General features: G+C 64.8%; 19 protein-coding genes. 18 read left to right on the top strand and 1 reads right to left on the bottom strand.

Going from position 1 to position 19,034, the window contains the following annotated elements:
* Window positions 1-16: 16 nt before the first annotated feature.
* From murJ to trmB, 16 genes are all read left to right on the top strand, one after another.
* Window positions 17-1,552, top strand: a complete 1,536-nt coding sequence (murJ, locus tag IVB28_RS00475) for a murein biosynthesis integral membrane protein MurJ (protein WP_247524110.1) — start codon at window positions 17-19, stop codon at window positions 1,550-1,552.
* A 111-nt stretch (window positions 1,553-1,663) separates the two neighbouring features.
* Entirely contained in the window at window positions 1,664-2,716 is a 1,053-nt protein-coding gene (gene trpS / locus IVB28_RS00470; protein WP_247524109.1) for a tryptophan--tRNA ligase, read from the top strand.
* A 92-nt stretch (window positions 2,717-2,808) separates the two neighbouring features.
* A complete protein-coding gene (locus IVB28_RS00465) occupies window positions 2,809-3,303 on the top strand; it encodes a universal stress protein (RefSeq protein ID WP_247524108.1) in 495 nt (164 codons plus the stop codon).
* A 177-nt stretch (window positions 3,304-3,480) separates the two neighbouring features.
* Window positions 3,481-4,050 (top strand): NifU family protein, encoded by a 570-nt coding sequence (locus IVB28_RS00460; RefSeq protein ID WP_247524107.1) that lies wholly within the window; start codon window positions 3,481-3,483, stop codon window positions 4,048-4,050.
* Window positions 4,051-4,252: 202 nt separating this feature from the next.
* The gene (gene tsaB / locus IVB28_RS00455; RefSeq protein ID WP_247524106.1) at window positions 4,253-4,948 is read left to right on the top strand and encodes a tRNA (adenosine(37)-N6)-threonylcarbamoyltransferase complex dimerization subunit type 1 TsaB; all 696 of its coding nucleotides are present in this window, start codon (window positions 4,253-4,255) and stop codon (window positions 4,946-4,948) included.
* Window positions 4,945-5,430: a ribosomal protein S18-alanine N-acetyltransferase gene (rimI, locus tag IVB28_RS00450; RefSeq protein ID WP_247524105.1), complete on the top strand. Its 486-nt coding sequence runs from the start codon at window positions 4,945-4,947 to the stop codon at window positions 5,428-5,430. Before tsaB ends, rimI begins: the two co-directional genes overlap by 4 nt.
* Window positions 5,431-5,468: 38 nt before the next feature.
* Complete coding sequence (locus tag IVB28_RS00445) at window positions 5,469-5,924, top strand: Fur family transcriptional regulator (protein ID WP_247524104.1); 456 nt, start codon at window positions 5,469-5,471, stop codon at window positions 5,922-5,924.
* 53 nt (window positions 5,925-5,977) lie between these two features.
* Window positions 5,978-6,658, top strand: coding sequence for an HAD family hydrolase (locus IVB28_RS00440; RefSeq protein ID WP_247524103.1), 681 nt, complete (start codon window positions 5,978-5,980; stop codon window positions 6,656-6,658).
* Window positions 6,659-6,846: 188 nt separating this feature from the next.
* The gene (miaB, locus tag IVB28_RS00435; RefSeq protein WP_247524102.1) at window positions 6,847-8,241 is read left to right on the top strand and encodes a tRNA (N6-isopentenyl adenosine(37)-C2)-methylthiotransferase MiaB; all 1,395 of its coding nucleotides are present in this window, start codon (window positions 6,847-6,849) and stop codon (window positions 8,239-8,241) included.
* Window positions 8,242-8,305: 64 nt separating this feature from the next.
* Complete coding sequence (locus IVB28_RS00430; protein ID WP_247524101.1) at window positions 8,306-9,301, top strand: PhoH family protein; 996 nt, start codon at window positions 8,306-8,308, stop codon at window positions 9,299-9,301.
* 61 nt (window positions 9,302-9,362) lie between these two features.
* Complete coding sequence (gene ybeY, locus IVB28_RS00425; protein ID WP_247524100.1) at window positions 9,363-9,872, top strand: rRNA maturation RNase YbeY; 510 nt, start codon at window positions 9,363-9,365, stop codon at window positions 9,870-9,872.
* A 1-nt stretch (window position 9,873) separates the two neighbouring features.
* A complete protein-coding gene (locus IVB28_RS00420; RefSeq protein WP_247524099.1) occupies window positions 9,874-10,992 on the top strand; it encodes a hemolysin family protein in 1,119 nt (372 codons plus the stop codon).
* Window positions 10,989-12,602, top strand: a complete 1,614-nt coding sequence (lnt, locus tag IVB28_RS00415) for an apolipoprotein N-acyltransferase (protein ID WP_247524098.1) — start codon at window positions 10,989-10,991, stop codon at window positions 12,600-12,602. Before IVB28_RS00420 ends, lnt begins: the two co-directional genes overlap by 4 nt.
* Window positions 12,603-12,823: 221 nt before the next feature.
* A complete protein-coding gene (locus tag IVB28_RS00410; protein ID WP_247524097.1) occupies window positions 12,824-13,237 on the top strand; it encodes a helix-turn-helix transcriptional regulator in 414 nt (137 codons plus the stop codon).
* A gap of 86 nt (window positions 13,238-13,323) precedes the next feature.
* The gene (locus IVB28_RS00405) at window positions 13,324-14,481 is read left to right on the top strand and encodes a M20 family metallopeptidase (RefSeq protein WP_247524096.1); all 1,158 of its coding nucleotides are present in this window, start codon (window positions 13,324-13,326) and stop codon (window positions 14,479-14,481) included.
* Complete coding sequence (gene trmB, locus IVB28_RS00400) at window positions 14,478-15,188, top strand: tRNA (guanosine(46)-N7)-methyltransferase TrmB (RefSeq protein WP_247524095.1); 711 nt, start codon at window positions 14,478-14,480, stop codon at window positions 15,186-15,188. Before IVB28_RS00405 ends, trmB begins: the two co-directional genes overlap by 4 nt.
* A gap of 13 nt (window positions 15,189-15,201) precedes the next feature.
* Here the strand turns inward: trmB and IVB28_RS00395 are convergent, their stop codons facing one another.
* Window positions 15,202-16,284, bottom strand: a complete 1,083-nt coding sequence (locus tag IVB28_RS00395) for a DUF2336 domain-containing protein (protein ID WP_247524094.1) — start codon at window positions 16,282-16,284, stop codon at window positions 15,202-15,204.
* Window positions 16,285-16,655: 371 nt separating this feature from the next.
* Between IVB28_RS00395 and rimP the strand changes: the two genes are divergently transcribed.
* Together rimP and nusA are read left to right on the top strand one after the other, a co-directional pair.
* Window positions 16,656-17,411, top strand: a complete 756-nt coding sequence (gene rimP / locus IVB28_RS00390; RefSeq protein ID WP_247524093.1) for a ribosome maturation factor RimP — start codon at window positions 16,656-16,658, stop codon at window positions 17,409-17,411.
* A gap of 2 nt (window positions 17,412-17,413) precedes the next feature.
* A complete protein-coding gene (nusA, locus tag IVB28_RS00385; RefSeq protein ID WP_247524092.1) occupies window positions 17,414-19,024 on the top strand; it encodes a transcription termination factor NusA in 1,611 nt (536 codons plus the stop codon).
* The last annotated feature ends 10 nt before the right edge of the window (window positions 19,025-19,034 follow it).

Raw genomic sequence — 19,034 nt, 5'->3', positions numbered from 1 at the left:
TATGGTATAACACCCGATGATCCGCTCCTTCCTGACCGTCTCGACGGGAACGCTGGCCTCGCGGCTGCTGGGCTTTGCCCGCGATTCCCTGATCGCGGCGCTGCTCGGCACCGGCGCCGTGGCGGACGCGTTTCTGGCGGCGTTCCAGCTCGTCAATGTGGTGCGCCGGCTGCTCAGCGAGGGGGCGCTGAACGCGGCGCTGATTCCGGCATGGCTGCGCGTCAGGGACCGCGATGGCACGGCGGCCGCGGCGGCGTTCGCAGGACGCGTGCTCGGCACGGTCAGCGCCGCGCTGGCCGCGATCTCGATCCTGATCGCATTGTTGATGCCGCTGATCATCACAATCATCGCGCCGGGATTCCTCGGCAGCGGCAGGCTCGATCTCGCGGTTCAGAATGCGCGGCTGATGCTGCCTTATCTCGCCTTCGCCGGGCCCGTCACCGTGCTGATGGGCCTGCTGAACGCGCAAGGACGCTTTGCCCTCACGGCGTTCTCGCCACTGCTGTTCAACATCGCCTTGATCGTCGCAGTCGCCGTGCTCCTGCTCTGGCACACCGATGCGGCTTTCGCGGCTTGGATGCTGGCGGCGACCGTTGGCCTTGCCGGCCTGCTGCAACTCCTGATGTTGCTGTCGCAGCGGAGCGCGCGCCTCGCCACTCCGCTGCACGTGAGTTTCGACAAGGAGATGCGCGGCTTCTTCGCCAAGGCCATTCCCGGCATGATCGCAAGCTCCGGCCCGCAATGGCTGATGGTGGCCGGTGCGATCATCGCGTCCGCGACACCCTCCGCGGTGTCCTGGCTCTATTTCGCCAACAGGCTGATCGAGCTGCCGCTCGGCATCGTCGGCGTCGCCATGGGCACCGTGCTGATGCCGGAGCTGACGCGCGCCGTCGCCAGCTCCGACCGCGAGGCAGTGGCGCATGCGGAATCGCGGGCGCTGGAGCTTGCGACCGGGCTGGCGCTGCCCGCCACGCTCGGCCTGATGGTGCTGGCCGAGCCGATCGTGCGGCTGTTGTTCGAGCATGGCGCGTTCGCCGAGGATGACAGCGCGGCAACCGCGCACGCGCTGATGTGGCTGGCGCTTGGCCTGCCCGCCCACGTCCTGATCAAGGCGCTGTCGCCGGCCTTCTATGCCCGCAGCGACACGATGACGCCGCTACGTGCCACGGCCAAAGGCTTCGTGGTTGCGATCGCGCTCGCGATTCTGCTCGGCCATTTTTTCGGCGCGAGCGGGATCGCCGCGAGCATCGCGGCCGGCGCCTGGAGCAGTGCGATCTCGCTGCTCCGCAATGGCACGGCCGCGTTCGGCTTCTCGGTCGATGCCACCGCCCGCAAGCGGCTGCCGCGGATCGTTCTCGCCGCAGCCGCCATGGGCGCCCTGCTCTGGCTCACGATGGGCCTCGTGCCTGCCGAGACCCATGGCCTCGTCAAGTTCGTCGTGCTGGGCGTGCAGATTGCGGCCGGAATCGCCGTCTACGGCCTGCTCCTGCAAATCCTCGGCGCTGCCTCCTGGCGTGAGGCGGTCAACGCCTTGAAACGGCCCGCTCATTAGCGTGTGTGCGCCATGGCTCTAAGCCTCTCCCATCGGGAAAGGTGGAAATACCCTTGACGGGGCAGCGCCGCTGTTGGAAACGACGGCCGAATACCTATGGGAAAGCTGACCATGCCATTCGTTGATCGGGTTTTTTCGGGCGTCCAGCCGACGGGCAATCTGCATCTCGGCAATTACCTCGGCGCGATCGTCAACTTCGTGAAGATGCAGGAAACGCACAACTGCATCTATTGCGTCGTCGACATGCACGCGATCACGCAAGGCATCGACGTCTGGGGCGGCCCGGCCGAGCTCACGCGCAACACCCGCGAAGTCACCGCGGCGTTCATCGCAGCCGGCATCGATCCCAACAAGCACATCGTGTTCAACCAGAGCCAGGTCTCGGGGCATGCCGAGCTCGCCTGGATCTTCAATTGCGTCGCGCGCATGGGCTGGCTCGGCCGCATGACCCAGTTCAAGGAGAAGGCCGGCAAGGACCGCGAGAACGCCTCCGTCGGCCTGTTCGACTATCCTGTGCTGATGGCGGCCGACATCCTGCTGTACCGGGCCACCCACGTGCCGGTGGGCGAGGACCAGAAGCAGCATCTCGAACTCTCGCGCGACATCGCGCAGAAGTTCAACAACGATTTTGCCGATTCCATTCGCGCCCAGGGCGCCAATGACGGCCTGTTCTTCCCGCTGCCGGAACCCCTGATCACGGGTCCGGCGACGCGGGTGATGAGCTTGCGCGACGGCACCAAGAAAATGTCGAAGTCCGACGCGTCGGACAATTCACGCATCAATCTGACTGACGACGCCGACACCATCGCGCAGAAGATCCGCAAGGCGAAGACCGATCCGGAACCGCTGCCGTCGGAGGAGAAGGGGCTGGAAGCCCGCCCGGAAGCCGACAATCTCGTCGGCATCTTCGCCGCGCTCTCGGGCCGTGCCAAGGCCGACGTGCTCAGGGAATTCGGCGGCGGCCAGTTCTCCAGTTTCAAGAACGCGCTGGCGGAGCTGTGCGTCACCAAGCTCGCGCCGATCGCGGGCGAGATGAAGCGCCTCGTCGCCGACCCCGGCCATATCGATGCGATCCTCAACGATGGATCGGACCGGGCCCGCGCCATCGCCGAGGAGACGATGAAGCTCTCCAAGGATATCGTCGGCTTCATCTACCGGCGCTAGAGACGGTCGGCGCCGGCGCGCCGGCCGCATCTCCTCTCCCCAACGCTGCGGGAGTGTGGCAGCATGCCGTCCCTGCACATTCCGGGACATGCATGACCAGCAAACGACTTTGCTTCGAGCCGGGTCACAAGCCCAAATGCCTCGTCATCGTCGATGACACCGCCGAATGGGATCGCGCGGTCTACTACGCCAGCCGCTGGGCGATTCGCGCCGGCGGCGGCGTGGTGATGCTGCGTATCATCGAGCCCAATCAGCAGAGCCAGGAATGGCTCGGGGTCGCCGACATCATGCGCGCGGAGGCGGAGGAGGCAGCGGAGGCCGCGCTCGGCCGCGCCGCCGGCCGCGCCAACGGCATCGCCGCGATTACGCCGGAGCGGGTGATCCGCGAGGGTGCGCCGATGGAGCAATTGCTCGCCGTGATCGACGAGGACCCCGACATCGCCATGCTGGTGCTCGCCGCCAACCCCGGCGCGGAAGGACCGGGCCCCCTGGTCGCGCTGCTCGCGCATGCGGTGGGGACGTTCCCGATCCCGGTGACCATCATTTCCGGCGCACTCAGCGACGCAAGCGTGGATTCGCTGTCCTAGCAGCGGTGCCTTTTGCCCTCCCCCTCCCCGGCCCTCCAAGGAGGGTTAAGGATACACCTAACCCGCTGATATAACAGCGGAACGCCCGGCCTGCCCCTTGATCGTGCGTTCGCCGTCGCCATCTGCTAGTGGATAGGGCACGCGCCGGCCTTGAACCGGCGACGTCTGGAGAAAACCATGTTCATTCAAACCGAAGCCACCCCCAATCCCGCCACGCTAAAGTTCATTCCCGGCCGCGTCGTGGTCGATGGCAACCCGATGGAATTTGCGAGCCGCGAAGCCGCAGGCCGTTCCCCGCTCGCCGAAAAGCTGTTCGAGGTGCCCGGCGTCACCAGCGTGTTCTACGGATCGGACTTCATCACCGTGACCAAGGCGAACGGTGAATGGCAGCAGCTCAAGCCCGCGATCCTCGGTGCGATCATGGAGCACTACATGTCCGGCGCACCGCTGCTCGCCGACGGCGCGGCTCAGGATGATGCCGATCTCGACGACGAAGACGAGTTCTTCGACGAGGCCGATGCCGAAACGGTCGACATGATCAAGGATCTGATCGAGACCCGGGTGCGGCCCGCGGTCGCCAACGACGGCGGCGACATCACCTTCCGCGGCTTCAAGGACGGAATCGTCTATCTCAACATGAAGGGCTCCTGCGCCGGCTGCCCGTCATCGACCGCGACGCTCCAGCACGGCATCCAGAACCTGTTGAAGCATTTCGTGCCCGATGTAGTCGAAGTCCGGCCGATGTGACGACGAAGTCGTCATTCCGGGGCGGTCCGTAGGACCGAACCCGGAATCTCGAGATTCCGGGTCTGGTGCTAACGCACCATCCCGGAATGACGGTTGCCGTAGGGCGGCATTTTGGAGGCCAGCAAATCGTGCGAGACGAATGGCAGATAGACGCTTGGTTCGCTAGACTGCTTCCCATTCGCCGCTCGCCATTCGCAATTCCATGCTGATCCTCGCCATCGATACTGCGCTCGACGCCTGCTCCGTCGCCGTGCTGGACACCGACGCCGGCGAGCTCCGCGCGCAGGAGCAGCTGCTCATGAAGCGGGGCCACGCCGAGGCGTTGATGCCGATGATCGCGCGCGTCATGCAATCGGCCAATCTCGCCTTCCCCTCGCTCGACCGCATCGCAGTCACCGTCGGCCCCGGAAGTTTCACCGGCCTGCGCGTCGGCATTTCGGCGGCCCGCGGCCTTGCGCTCGCGGCCGAGCGGCCGGCGATCGGCCTCACCACCTTGTCGGCCTATGCCGCCTCCATCGTCGGCCAGAGCAAATCGGCCCCCGTGATCTCGGCGATCGACGCGCGGCACGATCACGTCTACTTCCAGATCGTCGCCGGCGACGGCAGCCAGTTGGTGCGACCGAAGGTCGCCAGCATCGAGGAGGCCATCGCGGCCTCGCAATTCGGCGCGCCGCATTTGGTCGGCAATGCCGCAGGGATCCTCGCCGAGCGCTGGCCGAAAAATATTCCGCAGCCGGTCGCGGTCGACGCGCAGCCCGCGCCTGAGATCAGCTGGGTCGCATGGCTCGGCGCTGCCGCCAATCCCGACACCACGCCGGCACGGCCGTTCTATTTGAAGGCGCCCGACGCCAAGCCGCCGGCGCAGGCGCCATTTGCAGCACAAGCCGCAACCTCATGATGAGATGGCTGTCGGAATGGTGGCGCGGCGGCAGCGCGGCCGTCGAGCCCGCATCCGCGCGTGACGCCTCGCAGCTGGCGCAGCTTCACGGCGCCTCCTTCGCGCGCGGCTGGGGCGAGGGCGAATTCGAGAGCATGCTCAGCGAGCGCAACACGCTGGTGCATCGCTTGCGTCTCGGCCGCAGGACGATCGGCTTTGCGGTGTCGCGGATCGGCGCGGACGAAGCGGAAATCCTCTCGATCGCGGTCGGCCAAGCCCATCGCGGCCGCGGCCTCTCCCGCACGCTGCTGATGACCCATCTCGGTCATCTCGCGGGGCGCGGCGTGCGCACAATATTTCTCGAAGTCGAGGAAAATAACCAGCCGGCGCGGCGGCTCTACGATCGAGCCGGATTCATGGTGGTGGGGCGCCGCGAACGCTACTATAAGCAGCCGGACGGGGAACATTTGAGCGCCCTTCTGATGCGACGTGACTTGTCGTAACATCGGTGGCAGAAAGCGCCCCGCCAGGCAGACAAACGATGACCGCACTAAAACCTTCTTCCGCATCCAAGGCGTCCGGCATCGAGGCGCGCTGTGCCGCCACGGGCATGCGCATGACCGAGCAGCGCCGTGTCATCGCCCGCGTGCTCGCGGAGGCGATCGATCACCCGGATGTCGAGGAATTGTACCGGCGCTGCGTCGCCGTCGACGACAAGATCTCGATCTCGACCGTGTATCGCACCGTCAAGCTGTTCGAGGACGCCGGCATCATCGAGCGCCATGATTTCCGCGAGGGCCGCGCGCGCTACGAGCAGATGCGCGATAGCCATCACGATCATCTCATTAACCTTCGCGACGGCAAGGTGATCGAGTTCACCTCCGAGGAGATCGAGAAGCTTCAGGCTGAGATCGCCCGAAGGCTCGGCTACAAGCTGGTCGACCACCGGCTTGAGCTCTATTGCGTCCCGCTCGACGACGACAAGCCGACGTCCTAGTTGGGCATGATCTCGTCGGAAAACCGCTCCACACTTTTCCGGATCATGCCTTAGTGCCCATCGATCTCATCATCTTCGATTGCGACGGCGTGCTCGTGGACAGCGAGGTGATCTCCTGTCGCGCGCATGCGGATGTGCTGTCCCAGCACGGCTATCCAATCACATCGGAGCAGGTGCTCGAACGCTTTCTCGGGCGATCAATGCGCCAGGCAACGCGCGAGGTTGAAGCGGAATTGGGCCGCAGTCTACCAGATGATTTTCACTCGCAAGTGTACGCCGAGATATTCCAAGCATTTGCGACTTCGCTGGAAGCCACGCCCTATATTGGCGAGGCGCTGACCCAGATCGCTGTGCCAACCTGTGTCGCATCCAGCGGGCCGCCGGAAAAGATCAGCGCCAGCCTAAATCGTGTTGGCTTGTACGACAGGTTTGCACCCAACATTTTTTCCGCCGTACAGGTACCAAACGGAAAACCGGCGCCGGATCTGTTTCTATTCGCAGCCAAGAGGATGCAGACCGAGCCTGCGCGATGTCTCGTCATCGAGGACAGCGTCGCCGGGATCGCCGGCGCGCGGGCCGCGGGCATGCCGGTGCTTGGTTTCCATGGCGGCAGTCACTGCGGCACGGGCCATGCCGATACCCTGCTCCGGGCAGGCGCCGGCCTGACTTTCGACGACATGCGCCAATTACCGGATCTCATCCGCCGGGCGGATGCGGCTGTACTGGCGGACTAAGTTGGCATCTCCACAACCGTTCCGGGGCGTACGCCAGCATCGAACCCGGAATCTCGCGCTAAAACCTCTGGATTCCGGCTTCGGCGTGCAAGCGCCCGGGAATGATGCCCTAAAACCCTCTCATCGCTGGATTTTCGGCCCTCCAACCTATATCTGAGGGCGGTCCTCCCACCGCCATTTCGGGTTCCATGACGCCGCCGCGCAAGCTGCACATCAAATCATATGGCTGCCAGATGAACGTCTACGATGCTCAGCGCATGGTGGACACGCTGGCTCCGGAAGGATTCGTGGAGACGACCAGTGCCGAGGAAGCCGACCTCGTCATCCTCAACACCTGCCATATCCGCGAGAAGGCCTCGGAAAAGGTCTATTCCGAGCTGGGCCGCCTGCGCGTCGCCAAGGACGAGGCTGCACGCGGAGGCCGTACCATGCAGATCGCGGTTGCGGGCTGCGTGGCGCAGGCCGAGGGGGCGGAAATCGTGCGCCGTGCGCCCGTGGTGGACGTCGTGGTGGGACCGCAGAGCTATCATCATCTGCCGGAGCTGTTGAAGCGCGCCGGCGACGAAGGCCGGGCGATCGAGACCGAGTTTCCGGCTCAGGACAAGTTCGGCTTCCTGGCCCAGCCCAAGCCCGCCGCGATCCGCGCGCGCGGCATTTCCGCCTTCGTCACGGTGCAGGAAGGTTGCGACAAGTTCTGCACCTTCTGTGTCGTGCCCTACACGCGCGGCTCGGAAGTCTCGCGTCCCGTCGCGAAGATCGTCGACGACGTGAAGCGGCTTGCCGACAACGGCGTGCGCGAGCTCACGCTGATCGGGCAGAACGTCAACGCCTATCATGGCGAGGGACCCGATGGGAAAGCCTGGCCGCTCGGCAGGCTGCTCGAGCATCTGGCGACGGTTCCCGGCATTGCGCGGCTGCGCTATTCGACCAGCCATCCACGCGACGTCGATGACAGCCTGATTGCAGCCCATCGCGATCTCGGTGCCGTGATGCCGTTCGTACACCTGCCGGTGCAGTCGGGCTCGGACCGCATTCTGGCGGCCATGAACCGGAAACATAACGCCGATGATTATCGGCGGGTCATCGACCGTTTCCGCACGGCGCGCCAAGATATTGCTTTTTCATCAGATTTTATCGTCGGCTTCCCCGGGGAAAGCGAGCAAGATTTTCTCGCCACCCTCGCGCTTGTCACGCAAATCGGCTACGCTGCAGCTTATTCGTTCAAATACTCCGCCCGGCCGGGAACGCCGGCCGCGGACATGCAGGAGACGGTGTCCCCCGCCGAGATGGACCAGCGATTGGAGCGGCTCCAGGAACTGATCGACAGCCAGCAATCGGCCTTCAACAAGGCTGCGATTGGCTCAACGATCGATGTGCTGTTCGAACGTCCGGCGCGCAAGGACGGCCAGATCGTCGGCCGCACCGCATTCCTCCAGCCCGCTCATGTGATGGCTTCGCCCGATATCATCGGACAGATTCTGCCGGTCAGGATCGACAGCCTCGAGCGCTACAGTTTCCTCGGCGAGCTCGTGATGCCGCGCAATGCGCGCGAGCCCGCTTTATCGCAAGCCAGTGGAGCCTGAACCCTTGCCCAAAAGCGCATCGGATTCGTCTTCTATCGCTCCCAGCCGCAAATTTGACCGCGACATGCAAGTTCCGCCCGAGACCCAGGTCGTCATCGACTTCGACGACAATCGCGCCGCTTCGGCGCTGGTCGGCCCTTACGGCCAGCATCTCGCGCTGATCGAGCGGCGGCTCGGCGTCGTCGTCGATTCCAAGGGCAATCACATCACGATCGGCGGCTCGCGCGACGGCTGCGACGCCGCACGCCGCGTGCTGGAGATGCTCTACGGGCAGGCCGTGAAGGGGCAGGATCTCGACCAGGGCGAGGTCGAAGGCGCCATCCGGGCCGTCATTGCCCAAGGCTCGCTGTTCGAGTTCGACGCCAAATCGTCCAAATCCAACTTCGACAGCATCAATTTGCGCAAGCGGCCGGTGCGGGCACGCACCGCCGCGCAGGACTCCTACATCCGCGCGCTGAAGCGCCACGAGCTGGTGTTCGGCATCGGCCCCGCCGGCACCGGCAAGACCTGGCTCGCGGTTGCGCATGCCGCGCAGCTGTTCGAGCGCAAGGAGGTCGACAAGATCATCCTGTCGCGTCCGGCGGTGGAAGCCGGCGAGCGGCTCGGCTTTTTGCCCGGCGATCTCCGCGAGAAGGTCGATCCTTATCTTCGCCCGATCTATGACGCGCTCTACGACCTCATGGACGCCCGCATCGTCGAGCGCGCGCTTCAGACCGGCGAAATCGAGATCGCGCCGCTGGCTTTCATGCGCGGCCGCACCCTCACCAACGCCGCCATCATCCTGGACGAGGCGCAGAACACCACGTCGATGCAGATGAAGATGTTCCTGACACGCCTCGGCGAGAACAGCCGCATGATCGTAACCGGCGATCCCTCGCAGATCGACCTGCCGAACGGCCAGACCTCGGGCCTGGCCGAAGCGACGCGCCTCCTGGGCGGCGTCGAGGGCATTGCGCAAGTTCATTTCAAAGCCGAGGACGTGATCCGCCACGAACTCGTGGCGCGGATCGTCGCCGCCTACGAAGGTTCGCCGCAGCGGCCGGCCGCCGGCAAATCCTGACGAGGCAACAGTCGGACCCCAGAGGGCGCGAATACGGGCCCTTTTCGTCCCAGACAACACAATGTCCCATCCCAACCTTCCCATGACCGAGGTCCTCGTCGTCGCCGATTGCTGGCAACGCGAGCCCGACTCCGAAGCCGTAATCCAACGCGCGATTGCGGCCGCCGCCGAGAGTGTCGACGAGGACGTTGCCGGCGCGGAAGTGGCCGTGATGCTGACCGATGATGCCGGCATCCGCACCCTCAACAACAACTGGCGCGGCATCGACAAGCCGACCAACGTGCTGTCGTTTCCCGCGCTCCAGCCGGAGGGCGAGTGGAAGCCCGGCGATGCGCCGCGCATGCTCGGCGATGTCGCGATCGCCTACGAGACCATGCGGCGCGAAGCGGACGAGGAGCAAAAGCCGTTCGAGCATCATTTGAGCCATCTCGCCGTGCACGGATTCCTGCACCTGATCGGTTACGACCACGAGAACGAAGGCGACGCCGAGGAGATGGAAGCGCTGGAGACGCAGATCCTGGCTCAGCTTGGAATTCCCGATCCCTATGCAGAGCGCGCAGGGACGCACTGAGATGCCGGATTCCGACCCAATTCAGGACAACCCGCGCCACACGGCCAATCTTCCCGCCGTGGTGACCCAAGGCGAGGTGATGCGACCGACCGCCGATGGCTGGCTGTTGCGCGCCATCCGCACGCTGTTCGGCTGGAAGCCGGGATCGGTGCGCGACGACCTCCAGGTCGTGCTCGATGCGACGACGCCTGGCGATTCCGGCTTCTCCGCGGTCGAGCGCACTATGCTGCGCAACATCCTCGGACTGCACGAGCGCCGCATCGCCGACGTCATGGTGCATCGCGCCGACATCATCGCGGTGAAGCGCGACATCCCTCTCGGCGAATTGATGGACCGCTTCGAGAGCGCAGGCCATTCGCGCCTCGTGGTGTATAACGAGACGCTCGACGATCCCGTCGGCATCGTCCACATCCGCGACCTGCTCGCCTTCATGACCGCGCGTGCTCGCGTGTCGGAAACCACCAAGACCAAGCGCAAGAAGCCGCTGCCGGCCGGGCTCGACCTCCGGGCGGTCGACCTCGCGCTGCCGCTCGAGGATGCGCGCATCATCCGCAAGCTGCTCTACGTGCCGCCCTCGATGCGGGCGATCGACCTGCTCGCGCAGATGCAGGCCACGCGCATCCATCTGGCGCTGGTGGTCGACGAATATGGCGGCAGCGACGGGCTGGTTTCAATCGAGGACATCGTCGAGCAGATCGTCGGCGAAATCGACGACGAGCACGACAGCGACGAACCGCCCTCGATCGTGCGCCTGCCCGACAACGCCTTCATCGCCGACGCTCGCGCCAGCCTCGACGACGTCCGCTCGGTGATCGGTGAGGATTTCGTCACCGGTGAAGCCGGCGAGGAGGTGGAGACGCTGGGCGGCTATCTCGTCAGCTTCGTCGGGCGTCTGCCGGTGCGCGGGGAGGTGATCTCGGGGCCCGGCAATTACGAGGTCGAGGTGCTCGATGCCGATCCGCGCCGCGTCAAGCGGCTGCGCATTTCGACCCGCAAAGAGCGTCCCGCCCCGCGCACCCAGCGCGAGAGCCGGCGCCGCGAGACCGCGCCGGACAGCGGCCAGCCGCCGGCTAGCGACACGCCCACCCCGCCGCCAAACGACGGGACCGGCCAACAGTGAGTCCGTTCCAGCGCCTTCGGCAGATTGCTCTTGCCATCATCCTCACCTGGGGATGGAAGCGCGCCGTCATCGCCATGGGGGCCGGAGCACTGTCGGTGCTGGCACTGGCGCCGTTCAACCTCTTTCCGGTGCTGTTCATCACCTTCCCGGTGCTGGTCTGGCTGATCGACGGCACCGGCGCGGGACGATATGGCGGCGTCCCGGCCGCGGCACTGACCGGCTACTGGTTCGGTCTCGGCTATTTCGTGCCCGGCCTCTACTGGATCGGCTATGCCTTCTTCGTCGATGCCGATGTGTTCGCCTGGCTGACGCCGTTCGCGGTGCTCGGCCTGCCGGCCTATCTATCCATCTTCACGGCGGCTGGCTTTGCGCTGGCGCGCCTGCTCTGGACCAAGAACGCCACGCGCGTGCTTGCGCTCGCGGCAAGCCTCACCCTCAGCGAATGGGCGCGCGGTCACGCGCTGACCGGCTTTCCCTGGAACGCGTTCGGCTATGCGCTCTCCGAGCCGCTGCCGCTAGCGCAGACGGCCTCGCTGATCGGCCTGTGGGGCATGACGTTCCTGACGGTTGCGATCTTCGCGAGCCCCGCGACACTGATCGACCGCACGCCTGATCGCCGCCCGCCGTGGCGTGTGCCGGCGGCGGCAATCGCACTCTTGATCGTCATGGGCATCTTCGGCGCGATCCGCCTGTCGCTGCATCCGACCACGATGGCATCAGGCGCCAAGCTGCGCCTGATGCAACCGAACCTGCAGCAGGACGCCAAGTTCAACTACGCCGCCAAGGCGGAGGTGATGAAGAAATACCTGGCACTGTCGGACCGCGCCTCCGGCCCGCAATCGACCGGCGTGCGCGATGCCACCATCCTGATCTGGCCGGAATCCGCCTTTCCGTTCTTCCTGACCCGCGAAGCTGACGCGATGGCTCAGATTGCCGACCTTCTGCCGAAGGGCACGGTGCTGATTACGGGGTCGGTCCGCGCGCCCGACCTACCGCGGGGCACGCCGATCACGCGTGCCTATAATTCGATCTACGTGATCGATCACGACGGCAGCGTGCTCGCAGTGTACGACAAGTTGCATTTGGTGCCGTTCGGCGAATTTCTTCCCTACCAGTCCTGGATGGAGAAGCTCGGTTTCGAGCAACTGACGCGTGTGCGCGGCGGCTTCATTCCCGGCACGGTGCGGCATGCGCTGCCGGTACCCGGTGCACCGCCCGCGCTACCGCTGATCTGTTACGAGGCGATCTTTCCCGGCGAAGTGGCCGAACGCGACGAACGTCCTGGCTGGATCGTGAATCTCACCAATGATGGTTGGTTCGGCATCTCCACCGGCCCCTATCAGCATCTGGAGCAGTCGCGGATGCGTGCGATCGAACTCGGATTGCCGCTGGTTCGCTCCGCCAACACCGGCGTCTCCGCAGTGATCGATCCGGTGGGCCGCACCATCGCCAGCCTCGGCCTCGGAATCGAAGGCATTTTGGATGCAAACCTGCCCGCCGCGATCCCGCCGACCGTCTATGCGCGGGTGGGCGATGCGCCCGCAGCCATGCTCGTCGCTCTGGCCGTGATCCTGGCGCTTCGCCGACGCGTTGCCAAACGGCAGTCCTGATCGGAGCTTCGCCACCCGGGGCCGGAAGCTTTTGACAACCGTAGTCCCACGGTTGACAGACTGCACGCGGGCTCCCCATTCTGCACCGGCTGCAAAAGACAGTGGTACATTGCTAAATTTCTCCGCAATGTTTTCCAATAACAGGGTTTGATTTTAACGGTGCTTGCACCTGAGGCATTCCTGAAGATTGCGCTGAGGGTGGTGTTTGGAGGGCTGAGTAAATGTCGAAAGCGCCCAACCCTGTTGACAGATATGTCGGCAGTCGCGTGCGTATGCGCCGCATCATGTTGGGCATGAGCCAGGAGAAGCTTGGTGAAGCTTTGGGCCTGACCTTCCAGCAGATACAGAAGTACGAGAAGGGCACCAACCGGGTCGGCGCGAGCCGGATCCAGCAGATCGCCGAGATTCTCCAGGTACCGGTGTCGTTCCTGTTCGAAGGCGGTCCGAGCGGTGTGGCGGGTCCGAATGGCTTTGCCGAAGGCGCCTCGCCCTCTTACGTGTCCGACTTTCTCGCGACCTCCGAAGGACTTGCCTTGACCAAGGCGTTCACGCGAATCACCGACTCGAAGATGCGCCGCTCGATCGTCGATCTCGTCGAGCAGATTGCTGCTCGCGAAGGTCCCGACAAGCGCTGACCTGCCCTCTCAATGGCGATTTGAGACCGCGTCAAATCTGGCCTATGTCGTCATCTGTGGCCGCGCTTTGACGCGCGTCCGCTTCGATGATGCGATTCAAAGGCACGGATGCGTCCATGGCCAGCTCTAATTGGTTCGATTCCCAAACTATTCTCGATGGCATCCGCCGCTGGGTGGAGGTCGAGACGCCGACGGAAGCGCCTGAACAGGTCAACAAGCTGATCTCGATGGTCGCGGACCAATATCGCGATCTGCCCGTCACGCTCGAGCGCATCGCCGGCGTCGATGGCTGCGGCGATCATCTCATCGCGCGGTCGAATTGGGGCCAGGATCTGCCGGGCATCCTGGTGCTGAGCCACCTCGATACCGTTCATCCCCTCGGGTTCATCGAGCGCCTGCCGTTCAAGGTCGAAGGCGACGTCGCGTTCGGTCCCGGCATCTACGACATGAAGGGCGGTGCCTACATCGCCCATCACGCCTTTCGCGCGCTGTGCGCGACCGCTGACCGCTCGCCGCTCGGCATCACGCATGTATTCACCTCCGACGAGGAGATCGGCAGCCCCACCTCGCGCGCACTCATCGAGATCGAAGGGCGCAAGGCCAAATACGTGCTGGTGACGGAGCCGGCGCGTGACGGCGGCAAGATCGTCACCGGACGCAAGGGCGTCGGACGCTTCCGCGTGTTCGTCAAGGGCGTGCCGGCGCATGCCGGCACCCGGCCCGAAGACGGCCGTAGCGCCGTCCGCGAGCTCGCCAACGTCATTCTGGCACTGGAAGGGATGAACGACCTCGAGCGCGGCGTCACCGTCAATGTCGGTGTGGTGCGCGGCGGCACGCGCGCCAACGTCACGCCGGAAGAGGCCTATGCTGAAGTCGATCTGCGCGTGCTGAGCCTCAAGGACGCGGACGAGTTCGTGGGCAAGATTCTCGCGCTGACGTCGAAGACCGACGGGGTCACCGTCAAGGTCACGGGCGAGCTCAACCGACCGCCTTACGAGAAGAGCAACGCAGGCGCTTCGCTCTACGAGCACGCGAAGATGGTGGCTGCAGAGATCGGATTCAAGCTGATCGACACCCATACCGGGGGCGGCTCGGACGGCAATTTCACCGCCGCGCACACCGCAACGCTCGACGGTCTCGGCGTCGACGGCAAGGGCGCGCACACCCATTATGAGCAGCTCTATATCTCATCGCTCGCGCCACGCGCGCGGCTGCTCCATCGCCTGTATCAGACGCTGCGATGAGCGAGCGCAAATCAGACCCGGATCGCGAGGACAGCGAGCGCGCCTTCTTCGGGCGCCGCAAGGGCCACAAGCTCAGGCAGCACCAGGCCGAGCTGGTCGATCATCTGCTGCCGCATCTTGCGCTCGATATCGAGGGTGAAACGCCGGCGGATGCCCGCGAGATCTTTGCCCCCGCAGCCGAAGATGTGCGGCTCGAGATCGGCTTCGGCGGCGGCGAGCATCTCGCAGCCGAGGCACAGAACTTCGCCACAACGGGCTTCATCGGCTGCGAGCCCTATGTCAACGGCATGGCGAAGGTCCTCGCGCAGATCGAGGCCACTAACATCGGCAACATCCGCCTGTTTGCCGGCGATGCCGCCGAACTGCTGGCGTGGCTGCCGAGGGCATCGCTATCCCGGATCGATCTGATCCATCCCGATCCCTGGCCGAAACGGCGGCACTGGAAACGGCGGTTTGTCCAGGACCGGACGATCGCCGCGATGGCGCGCGTGCTGAAGGGCGGCGGCGAATTCCGCTTCGTCTGCGACATCGACGATTACTGCGCCTGGACGCTGTCGCACCTTGCGCGTTCGCAGGATTTCGTCTGGCTTGCCGAACGCGCGGATGACTTCAGGCAGCCATGGGCGGGCTACACGATGACGCGCTACGGCCGAAAGGCCGCGCGCGAGGGGCGCAAGGCAGCTTACTTGCGATTCAGGCGGAAATGACCAGCAGCGGAATTCAAACCGTCTGCCGGTTGCGCCAGAAGTTCACGACGCGCTCGGCGGTGGTCGGCATCAGGCGCGTGAAGTTCACGCGCGCGGCCTCGATGTCGGCCTCGGTCGGCGTACGCTGCGGACCGTACCAGAGCAGAATGAGCGCGCGTACCGTGGGCCAGCCCAGATTCAGCACGCGACCGACAATGAGGATCGGATCGTAGCGGTCGCCCGCGATCAGGCGGTCCAGAACCGAGAGACGGACGCCGGACATCGCCGAGAGCGAAGCGATCGATTCTTCGTACTTGTGCGCCTTGGCAAAGCCCAGCAGCGCGCTCTCGCCGAGATGGCCGCCGCGATGCAAGGCGAGCACCGTGCGCTGCGCCCCTGAGAAATCGCGCCGCGGCCCCGGCGGCAGCGCGGCCTCCTCGATCGCCGCCATCGCGCGTTTGATCTCGACCTGACGCGCGGGGTTGACCACGCTGGAGAGGCGCCGGCGGATGACGTCGAGGGTGCCGTCGAGAAGCTCCTTCAGGTGATCGCCCGAAAGGTCGCGGCGCTGACCGATCTTGAGTGTCAGAACACCGTCCTGCGCCGCGCGCTTGATCATCTCGGAATAGCTGCTCGGAGAGAACACCGCACCGGCATTGCCCGCGGCGCGGCGCACCACGTCGCGATCGCCGCGCTCGACCAGCACGTCGGTGATCTCAGCCGACAATGCGGGCCGCTCCGTCATCGCCAGAAGATGGCCCTGGCCCTTCAGCCGCGCGATCTCGACCAGAGCGGAATCATCGAGCACGGGCGAGCGGCGCAGCACGGGCGCCGCCACCATGATCTCGTTTTCGCGCGCGAGTTGATTGACCAGGTGCGGCGGCGCGTTGTTCAGGTGCGAGAAGCGCTCGGCCAGGTCAACGCGCGAGGCGAGCTCGGCATGCGGCACGAGATCGATCAGGAGATTGTCGAAAAGATTGATGAGCTCGGGACGAAGATTGGCCGAATCCTGGAAGAACAGTTCGGAGATGGCGCGCGCGATCTCGCCGCGCCGGCGCGGATCGCCGCGTTTGACGATATCGTCCAGTCCGGGAATGAGCGCCGTGGCAACGGTCATGAAAACAACTCGATCAGGGCACGCCGCGGGTGCGCCCTTGGTCCAAGCCGCCCCACAATCAGGGAATTTAGCCTCCCTAGGTGAAAGAAGCGTTAGGCTCGGGAGGCCGCAATCGGGGCGCAAAAAGCCTCGTTTGACCCGCGATGGGCCTTGTCCGGGGAGACAGAAAGCGCTATATCAGCGCCAATTCATCTTCTCATACGATCCGCGTAGTGAGAGTGGGCCCGCAAGGACCCGCTCTTTTTTGTTACCTGAACGCGGCTTGGCGGAAGATGCGGCCCGACGCGTCTCGGGAGAGTTCCGATCCGGGCTCTGAAATCTTAACCAAGCCTTAACCCAAGCCTTATCCGACGAGCGCCTTGACCCCTGATATGACCGAACCGAACCCTGGTCCGACCGATGCCGAATTGCTGGCCGAGCCGCGGCTCGTGGTCGAGCCGGGCGTGGCGGCACGGGTGTCCGCGGTCGCCGCGCCGGTGCTCGAAGGGATGGGCTATCGCCTGGTGCGGATCCGCATTTCCGGAGAGTCCGGCTGCACCGTGCAGATCATGGCCGAGCGGCCGGATGGCTCGATGCAGCTCGAAGATTGCGAGGCGATCTCGCGGGCGCTCTCGCCCGTGCTCGATGTCGCCGACCCCGTCGATCGCGCCTATCGGCTGGAAATCTCCTCGCCGGGGATCGACCGGCCGCTGGTCCGCCGTTCCGATTTCGAGCGTTATTCCGGATATCTCGTGAAGATCGAGATGGCGGTCGCCCATGAGGGGCGCAAGCGGTTCCGCGGCATCCTCGGTCCGGTCGAAGGCGATCGCGTGCATCTGCATCGCGACGACGTTAAGGGAGACGGTGATCGCGATGTGCTCCTGACGATGGAGGACATCGGCGAGGCCCGGCTGGTGCTGACCGACGAGCTGATTGCGGAATCGATGCGCCGCGGCAAAGCCGAGGAGCGCAAGATGCGCCGCGATCTCGGCATCGAGCCGCCGCAGGCGCCGCATGCCAAGATCAGCGAAAAGACCACCAAGAACACCAGGCCGACGAAGAAGCCGGCCCCGACGAATACGAAGAAACATCGCCTGGCCGCCGAACGCGCGCGACGGGGCGAGATCGAACCTGACGAAGGAGACTAGCCATGGCAGTCAGCGCCAATCGACTTGAATTGCTCCAGATCGCCGATGCCGTTGCGCGCGAGAAATCGATCGACCGCGGCATCGTCATCGCGGCGATGGAGGATGCCATCGCCAAGGCCGCGCGCGCACGTTACGGCAGCGAGACTGATGTCCACGCAGAGATCGACCCGAAGAAGGGCGAGCTGCGGCTGTCGCGCCACATGCTGGTGGTCGAGACAGTCGAAAATCATTCCAACCAGATCTCGCTGGTCGATGCGCAGCGCGCCAATCCGGGCGCCCAGGTCGGCGACACCATCGCCGACACCCTGCCGCCGCTGGAATATGGCCGTATCGCCGCGCAGTCGGCCAAGCAGGTCATCGTGCAGAAGGTGCGCGAGGCCGAGCGCGACCGGCAATATCAGGAATTCAAGGACCGCATCGGCGACATCGTCAACGGCGTCGTCAAGCGCGTCGAATATGGCAGCGTGATCGTCGATCTCGGCCGCGGTGAAGCCATCATCCGCCGCGACGAGATGCTGCCGCGCGAAGTGTTCCGCAACGGCGACCGTGTCCGCGCCTACATCTTCGACGTCCGCCGCGAGACCCGCGGTCCGCAGATCTTCCTCTCCCGCACCCATCCGCAGTTCATGGCGAAACTGTTCGCGCAGGAAGTGCCGGAAATCTATGACGGCATCGTCGAGATCAAGGCGGTCGCCCGCGATCCGGGCTCGCGCGCGAAAATCGGCGTGATTTCCCGCGATTCCTCGGTCGATCCGGTCGGCGCTTGCGTCGGCATGCGCGGCTCGCGCGTGCAGGCCGTGGTGAACGAATTGCAGGGCGAGAAGATCGACATCATCCCCTGGTCGCCCGACATCGCGACCTTCGTGGTCAACGCACTGGCGCCGGCCGAAGTGTCCAAGGTCGTCATCGACGAAGACCGCGAGCGCATCGAGGTCGTCGTGCCCGATACCAACAACCAGCTCTCGCTGGCGATCGGCCGCCGCGGCCAGAACGTGCGTCTGGCCTCGCAGCTCACCGGCTGGGACATCGACATCCTGACCGAGCAGGAGGAATCGGAGCGCCGCCAGGCCGACTTCGAGAACTCCACTCGGGTCTTCATGGAAGCGCTCAACGTCGACGAAGTGGTCGGCCAGCTGCTGGCGTCCGAAGGCTTCACCACGGTCGAGGAACTCGCCATGGTAGACCTCAAGGAACTCGCCAGCATCGAGGGTTTTGACGAGGAGACCGCGCAGGAACTCCAGAACCGCGCCCGGGAGCATCTCGAGCAGCAGGAAGCGGAAATCGAGGCCAGGCGCAAGGAGCTCGGTGTCGAGGACGCCGTCAAGGACGTGCCCGGCGTCACCTCCAAGATGCTGGTCAAATTCGGCGAAAACGACATCAAGACCGTCGACGACCTCGCGGGCTGCGCCACCGACGATCTGGTCGGCTGGACCGAACGCAAGGAAGGCGGCGAGCAGACCAAATTCCCGGGCGCGCTCGATGGTATCGATATCTCCCGTGACGACGCCGAAGCGATGATCATGCAGGCCCGCGTCAAGGCCGGCTGGATCACCGAGGCCGATCTCGCCAAGCCAGCTGAAGAGGCTGAGGCGACCGAAGATCAGCCGGCTTAAGGGCGAAGGA

This window comes from Bradyrhizobium sp. 199 (assembly GCF_023073355.1).
GTDB lineage: Bacteria > Pseudomonadota > Alphaproteobacteria > Rhizobiales > Xanthobacteraceae > Bradyrhizobium.
This window is presented reverse-complemented; position numbering and strand designations above follow the sequence as displayed.

Coding starts and splice junctions, on each gene's coding strand:
- murJ (WP_247524110.1), top strand. CDS start 17: ATGATCCGCTCCTTCCTGACCGTCTCGACGGGAACGCTGGCCTCGCGG.
- trpS (WP_247524109.1), top strand. CDS start 1,664: ATGCCATTCGTTGATCGGGTTTTTTCGGGCGTCCAGCCGACGGGCAAT.
- IVB28_RS00465 (WP_247524108.1), top strand. CDS start 2,809: ATGACCAGCAAACGACTTTGCTTCGAGCCGGGTCACAAGCCCAAATGC.
- IVB28_RS00460 (WP_247524107.1), top strand. CDS start 3,481: ATGTTCATTCAAACCGAAGCCACCCCCAATCCCGCCACGCTAAAGTTC.
- tsaB (WP_247524106.1), top strand. CDS start 4,253: ATGCTGATCCTCGCCATCGATACTGCGCTCGACGCCTGCTCCGTCGCC.
- rimI (WP_247524105.1), top strand. CDS start 4,945: ATGATGAGATGGCTGTCGGAATGGTGGCGCGGCGGCAGCGCGGCCGTC.
- IVB28_RS00445 (WP_247524104.1), top strand. CDS start 5,469: ATGACCGCACTAAAACCTTCTTCCGCATCCAAGGCGTCCGGCATCGAG.
- miaB (WP_247524102.1), top strand. CDS start 6,847: ATGACGCCGCCGCGCAAGCTGCACATCAAATCATATGGCTGCCAGATG.
- IVB28_RS00430 (WP_247524101.1), top strand. CDS start 8,306: ATGCAAGTTCCGCCCGAGACCCAGGTCGTCATCGACTTCGACGACAAT.
- ybeY (WP_247524100.1), top strand. CDS start 9,363: ATGTCCCATCCCAACCTTCCCATGACCGAGGTCCTCGTCGTCGCCGAT.
- IVB28_RS00420 (WP_247524099.1), top strand. CDS start 9,874: ATGCCGGATTCCGACCCAATTCAGGACAACCCGCGCCACACGGCCAAT.
- IVB28_RS00410 (WP_247524097.1), top strand. CDS start 12,824: ATGTCGAAAGCGCCCAACCCTGTTGACAGATATGTCGGCAGTCGCGTG.
- IVB28_RS00405 (WP_247524096.1), top strand. CDS start 13,324: ATGATGCGATTCAAAGGCACGGATGCGTCCATGGCCAGCTCTAATTGG.
- trmB (WP_247524095.1), top strand. CDS start 14,478: ATGAGCGAGCGCAAATCAGACCCGGATCGCGAGGACAGCGAGCGCGCC.
- IVB28_RS00395 (WP_247524094.1), bottom strand. CDS start 16,284: ATGACCGTTGCCACGGCGCTCATTCCCGGACTGGACGATATCGTCAAA.
- rimP (WP_247524093.1), top strand. CDS start 16,656: ATGACCGAACCGAACCCTGGTCCGACCGATGCCGAATTGCTGGCCGAG.
- nusA (WP_247524092.1), top strand. CDS start 17,414: ATGGCAGTCAGCGCCAATCGACTTGAATTGCTCCAGATCGCCGATGCC.